Genomic DNA, 4746 nt, shown 5'->3' on the forward strand with positions numbered 1-4746 from the left:
TCACTCACCAGCCCATGGCGCGGGATGGAGCAGCCCGGTAGCTCGTCAGGCTCATAACCTGAAGGTCGTAGGTTCAAATCCTACTCCCGCAACCATTACCGTCGAACAAGCCACCCTCGGGTGGCTTTCGTCGTTTCTGAGGCCGCCCAACGACAGCAAGCCCGCCAAAGCCCCCACCAGTTCAATCGCCAGAATGCCGTCCTGCGGGATCAGCCGGATTTCCGTCAGCAGGCTGCGGATAATCGACGTGGCCTCGGCCTTCGTGCTCTCGCTCTGCAGCGCCGTTGTAAGTTCAGCTACCTGCGCCTGATAGCGATCCGCGAGGCCGGGATGCAGCAGGACGGGGGCGGCGTCAGAGGCATCCCGCAGTTTGGCGGTTAGAGTTGCCTTGGCCGATTCCAGCGCCGTCATCTTATCCTTCATGCTCGGGTGAAACATGCCCTCGGCAATGGCATTCACCATCTGGTCGATCTGGCGGGTGACTTTCGTCAACTCGCGCGCGTCGGCCTGCCGGTCGGCCCGGATCGATCCGGCCAGCTGGTTGAACTCGGCCTGATAGGCGCGGACGTATTCGGCGATGAGGTCGGGGTGCAGCAGCTGGTCCTTGAGGCTGGACAGGACACGGGTCTCGAAGTCGTCCCGCTTGATCGTCAGGCGGTTTCCGCAGGTGCCCTTGTTCCGTGTGTTGGCGCAGCCGTAGTACTGCTTGCCGACCTGAATGAACCCCCCGCCGCAGGTGCCGCACTTCAACATGCCTGTGAAGAGGTGGGTGGCCCGCTTCATGCGTCCGACCGCTTTGATGCCGTCACGTATAGCCAGACTGCGCGTGGCCGTCTGGCGGGCCTTCACGGCCTCCCAGAGGTCATCGCTAACGATGCGCAGGTCAGGCACCTGTTCGATGATCCAGTCCTCGGGCTTGTTCATCCGGGCCTGCCGTTTGCCAGTGTCTGGGTCTTTGATGAACCGCTGCCGGTTCCAGACCAGACGGCCCAGATAGAGTTCATTGTTTAGAATGCCGGTGCCGCGTTTGTCGTTGCCATAGATGGTGGATGACCCCCAGGTGCCGCGCGGGCCGGAGATGCTTGCCTTGTTCAGGGCAGCGGCGATGGCACGCGGGCTGATGCCGTGGCTGTAATCGGTGAAGATGCGCCGTACGACGTCAGCCTGCGCGGCATTGATGGTGCGTTCGCCGGTGGTGATGGAGCCGTCCGCCAGCAGATCCCTGACGACATCGTAGCCGTAGGTGACGCCGCCCGCCGACTTGCCCTTGCGCACGCGGCCTTCGAGGCCCCGGTGGGTCTTCTGGGCAAGGTCCTTCAGGAACAGGCTGCTCATCGTACCCTTCAGGCCGATATGCAGTTCCGAAATCTCGCCCTCGGCCACCGTGACAATCGGTATCCCCTGAAACCGCATCTGCTTGAAGAACGCCGCGATGTGTTCCTGATCGCGGCTCAGACGGTCAAGCCCTTCGGCGACGACGACATCCAGCCGGTTCTCGCGGGCGTCCCGCAGCAGACGCTGGTAGGCAGGGCGCAGGTGGGACGCCCCACTGATGCCCCGATCAGCGTAGGTCTCCGCCTCCTGCCAGCCGTGGCTGACGATCAAACGCAGGCATAACCGGTGCTGGTCCGCAATCGAGGCATCGCTTTGCAGGTCGGTCGAATAGCGGGCATAGATAGCGGCGCGCATGGTGAGGGCCTTCCGTGAGTGCGGTGAGCTGCCCGCATCGCGCGGTGTCAGCTGAACCTTGGCCCTCCCCATCATAGGCACGAAATGACCGATGTCTTCCACTATCGATTGCAACCCGTTGCAACTGTAGGCTCGGCAAGAGCAGGGCAGCCATTCATGCAGTACACAGCGAAGGTCTGGAAGGCCCGTAGTGACGGATGGTGAAGGCTACTTAAATGGTAGAACAGGGCGCAAAGCTAACATTCGCAGCAACCATATACTCTTTTGAACTCATCCATGTGATGGAAGCGTAGGATTTGATGAGGCGAGTTAGTCGCCGCTTTGACAACAAAACTTGCCGATAAACTGATTGTTAGTATTGTGCTGTTCGGAATGTGCGTAAATGTTAACTAAATATTTATCTTACCGACGTATTGTCGATAACGGTTCAAAAAAACTATGGATTTCAATTTGCAGACAAATGGATTTCGAGAAATGGGTCAGATAGATTTCGTGGCTCAAGTTCTTAACGATTTGGGCATTGAGACTGATTTGGATGGTAACGGCTCATCGATTGAAGTCATTGGTGAAGGTATACAGGCGTTCTTCTGCTTTTATCTCCCCGAATCAAAAAGTTGGAAGCGCATTAGCGATGGTGTCACTGTGGAGGTGCACGGAGATTCAAAGCAGTCAAATCAATTTCTCAACAAGCTTAGCTCGGTTGAAAAACTGATGGATGCAAAATTCGAGGTCTGCTTCATTACAGATTTCAAATAAGTGATTTTATGAACTTCGTCATTTTTAGCGCCAGTTGGCGTATATCTTCGCGTACGGTTTCATCATAATCTTTTACTTGAGTATTTGTCACAAAAATAATCGTGCTCTCATATACGACCTCTATTTCTTGGAGCCCGTTTTCTTTAAGTGATTGCCCGGAGTGTCGGCAATCTACAATCGCGTCAACAAATCTCGGAGCCTTGGCTTCAGTTGAGCCAATTGACTTTTCAGTTGCGACTATCAGCCCGTTCTTTGATGCCCATTCGGTAACTATCGCAGGGATTTCCGTCGCGATAGTTAGAGGGGCATCACGAACTCTTAGCTGAGGCAATGTTTTTGCGGCATTACCTGTCGGAACCGCCAAGACCCATTGCACAGGTTGGAGAAATAATTTGGACGACATCAGGTCTGCGAGAACATTGACACTCTTTCCGTCAAAACCGTTTAGGATTCGCTCTTCGAATAAGTCGCGGCTAACGAAACCAGCATCAAGTCGTCCAGAACTGACAAAATCCAGAATTTCTGTTGGCCGCAGCATTACCCCGGAAAACCGACCACAGGAGGAATCAGACCAAAGACTTCTGCCCTCAAAATCGAACTGTGTTTCGGCTCCTCTAAGTGCCTTAGCACATGAGTCTTGCAAATCGCCTTTCGGAAGGCCCAAGTACGCTTTTCTTAGTGTCAATTGCAACTATCCTGTTCTTACCGCAGATCTCTTTAAAAGAGAAACTATTTCACCTGCTGCCACGTCGGGGCCGCGACCCAACATCTCGAACTGCGCTGGTGCCAATGGCAGGCCGAAAAGATTAACTTTTTTTGTGCCTGTTCGCACCTCATTCCAATGCTGCTTTGCAGCTCCATCGGCATAAGGCACAGATAATATAGGTACTCCTATAGCCTCACAAATTGAAATCTCCTCTGTAGTACCGGCACTACCACCGACAAACACCGCTGCCCGGCACTTCGAGAGCATCTCACGCCGCATCTCTGTTCGAGACTGGCCGTAAAAGATTATACGACCCGCACGATTAATGCCCGACAGAGTTTCGGCTGGCCGACTCTGAAAGTACGACGTGATCATATTCGAATCGTGGTTCCCCTTTGCTGCCATGCCAGAGGCGACCGATTGTGATACCAAGCGCCCAGGTGTGTTTGCACCTGATACAACACTGATGCCTTCCTCGGCCAATCGAAAACCTAGTCTATGACAAAATTGTTCAGCAGCGGTAAAAGAACTTGCATCAAAACTGCCCCCTATGAAGACGCTGGATGGCGCGGAGAAAAGTACGAGTTCAGAAAGAATCGATGCTATTTCGGAGAAATCCGAAATCTCGACCGTTTCAATTCCACTACGGCGTAGGTCGGAAACGACTAAATTATGATTTTTTAAAGAAGCTGAATCGCTAGGGCGACGAAGGATGACGTAATGCTGTGGAGTCTCTAAGTAATAGTGGACGCGAGCCAAACTTAATAAATGCAATATGTTTGGATCATTAAAGCTTAACCCTAGAAACAGCATTCTTTGAGTAGTAAAGGTCGAGTTTAATTTCGCCCACGTTCTGGGAAACCTTTTTTGAAACTGTTCGTAATCTTGCCTGGATATGACTATCTTTTCAATATCAGCTTTATCATGTGGAAGTTCGCCGTGCATCTTTATAATTTTCTTACCTGGCGCTTTCCAGAACCCGCCAATTGATAGGTCATCTTTAAAGACTTGCGCATCAGGAAGCTGCTGTTCGAATAAAGTGTCGTAATTCGTAGTCCAAATCTCCATAACAGGCAGTCGGGAGATCAACTCATGGACAATGCTCGGGCCAGTCATCTTTAAGAGCGAAGTACGGATGGTGTTTTCTAGGACCTCTCTGCCCCCTGGCTCGTTATCTATGTAGTACTGCGCCAACAGCGGAAGGTCTTGAAAAGACTTTGGAAGCCCCATTGTCTTGCGTGGCTTTTCAAGCACATCAATCCATGATGGGCCGCCGCAAGGCACGGATAAACCCGCGCCGGCGAAAATCACGCCAGAATTTGCATCCAGTGCCTCACCAAATTCTTTTATGAAGTCTGCTACCTGCATCGCTTCCCATGCATAACAAAGGTGTCTTCTAGATAACTTATCATACATGTGTTTCGAAAGGTTGGAAGCTCATGTTCCTTCCGCTTGGCACGCGGTCTTGAGTGATTCATGTACGAGGGTTGTTTGTGCCGGTGACCTGCCCCCCGCAATATCCCTCAGCCTGATGTAGAGTTTGCTCAACCGTGAAGGAGCAGACGAATGAGAAAGAGCCGTTTCACCGAGGCGCA

General features: G+C 52.6%; 4 protein-coding genes and 1 tRNA gene. 2 read left to right on the plus strand and 3 right to left on the minus strand.

Features of this window, described 5'->3' with window-relative positions:
- Positions 1 to 18 precede the first annotated feature (18 nt).
- Positions 19 to 95, plus strand: a tRNA-Met gene (locus BUA54_RS20330).
- On the opposite strand, the gene BUA54_RS20335 is transcribed toward BUA54_RS20330, so the two are convergent.
- Positions 52 to 1764, minus strand: coding sequence for a recombinase family protein (locus BUA54_RS20335; protein WP_342742744.1), 1713 nt, complete (start codon positions 1762 to 1764; stop codon positions 52 to 54). The two genes, BUA54_RS20330 and BUA54_RS20335, sit on opposite strands and share 44 nt — an antisense overlap.
- Positions 1765 to 2163: 399 nt before the next feature.
- Here BUA54_RS20335 and BUA54_RS20340 point away from each other — a divergent pair, with 399 nt between their 5' ends.
- On the plus strand, positions 2164 to 2445 hold the full coding sequence (locus BUA54_RS20340; RefSeq protein ID WP_072859053.1) for a hypothetical protein: 282 nt from the start codon (positions 2164 to 2166) through the stop codon (positions 2443 to 2445).
- Here the strand turns inward: BUA54_RS20340 and hisG are convergent.
- Positions 2438 to 3136 carry an ATP phosphoribosyltransferase gene (gene hisG, locus BUA54_RS20345; RefSeq protein ID WP_084114726.1) on the minus strand — a complete coding sequence of 233 codons (699 nt, stop codon included), beginning with the start codon at positions 3134 to 3136 and terminating at the stop codon, positions 2438 to 2440. The two genes, BUA54_RS20340 and hisG, sit on opposite strands and share 8 nt — an antisense overlap.
- On the minus strand, positions 3137 to 4519 hold the full coding sequence (locus BUA54_RS20350; RefSeq protein WP_178352817.1) for an SIR2 family protein: 1383 nt from the start codon (positions 4517 to 4519) through the stop codon (positions 3137 to 3139). It lies immediately after the preceding gene.
- Positions 4520 to 4746 lie beyond the last annotated feature (227 nt).

This window comes from Loktanella atrilutea (assembly GCF_900128995.1).
Classification (GTDB): Bacteria; Pseudomonadota; Alphaproteobacteria; order Rhodobacterales; family Rhodobacteraceae; genus Loktanella; species Loktanella atrilutea.